This is a genomic window from Bartonella sp. TS82HLJMH, assembly GCF_042193495.1.
Taxonomy (GTDB): Bacteria; Pseudomonadota; Alphaproteobacteria; order Rhizobiales; family Rhizobiaceae; genus Bartonella; species Bartonella grahamii.
This window is the reverse complement of the sequence record NZ_JBHILU010000072.1, coordinates 1-1,157: the sequence shown is the minus strand read 5'-3', so window position 1 is coordinate 1,157 and position 1,157 is coordinate 1. Positions and strand designations below refer to the sequence as shown.

General features: G+C 42.5%; 1 protein-coding gene. It reads left to right on the top strand.

Annotation, left to right across the window (positions count from 1 at the left end; genetic code table 11):
* The first annotated feature begins 170 nt into the window (after positions 1-170).
* On the top strand, positions 171-1,019 hold the full coding sequence (locus ACFIKO_RS09265) for a hypothetical protein (protein ID WP_375673883.1): 849 nt from the start codon (positions 171-173) through the stop codon (positions 1,017-1,019).
* Positions 1,020-1,157 lie beyond the last annotated feature (138 nt).

The window sequence follows — 1,157 nt, the reverse complement described above, 5'->3', positions numbered from 1 at the left end:
GAAATTTTTTTAGGGGAAATAGAACAAGAGATGCAAAAGATTTTGGCAAAAGCTGCTTAAACCTATGGGGGTGCTCTTTCCTCCCAGCACCCCCGCCCTTTCCTAACAACTTTTAAGTAATGCATGATTCACGCTACGGGTGGATTGTGCGCAAATCAAGGAAATAAACCATGGAAAAGAAATATGAACTTACTGATGAAACAACTGAGGTTGATGGCAAAACTCTCCACCGCATTCGTGCCTTACGAGACTTTGGTGGTATTAAAGCAGGCAGCCTAGGCGGTCTTATAGAGCATGAAGGCAACTTATCCCATGAGGACAATTGTTGGATTTGGTATAAGGCTTGTGTTTTTGGAGATGCACGTGTTTATGGCAATGCACTTGTTTTCGATGAAGCAAAAGTTTCCGATAATGCACATGTTTACGAGAGCGCACACGTTTTCGATGAAGCGCGCGTTTACGGTCGTGCAGAAATTTACGGAGAAGCAAAAGTTTACGGTGAGGCATGCGTTTACGGTAGGGCAGAGGTTTACGATTGTGCACGCGTTTTCGATGAAGCACGTGTTTACGATAAGGCAGAGGTTTACGGTTTTGCACGCGTTTACGATTATGCAAAAGTTTTAGAAAATGCACATGTTTACGGTTATGCATATGTTTCCGATAAGGCAGAAGTTTATGGCAATGCAAAAATTAAAGACGGAGATGTGTGCGATAGTGCAAGGATTTATGGTGATGCTAAAATTTATGATCATGCAGAAGTTTACGGTGAGGCATGCGTTTCCCATAATGCAGAGATTTACGGTTATGCCAAGGTTTTTGGTGATGCCTTGGTTTTTGGCAATGCACATGTTCATGGGCGTGCGAAAGTTTACGATGATGCACGCGTTTTCGATGAAGCACGTGTTTACGATAAGGCAGAAATTTACGGAGAAGCAAAAGTTTACGGTGATGCAGAAGTTTACCGTAGCGCACACGTTGATGACTATAACGCCATATCAACTGGAGAAAAGACCAGATGAAAAAATATGAACGACTAATCTCATAGTATCTCTATAAGCCGTTTCTAGCAACACAAACAAACTTTTAACACCAGCGTGATTCACGCCACGGGAGAATTACATCTAAAATGAAGGGGAATAAACATGCCACACCGCCCA

Excerpts from the sequence above, each read along its gene's own strand:
- ACFIKO_RS09265 (WP_375673883.1), top strand. The coding sequence starts at position 171 with ATGGAAAAGAAATATGAACTTACTGATGAAACAACTGAGGTTGATGGC.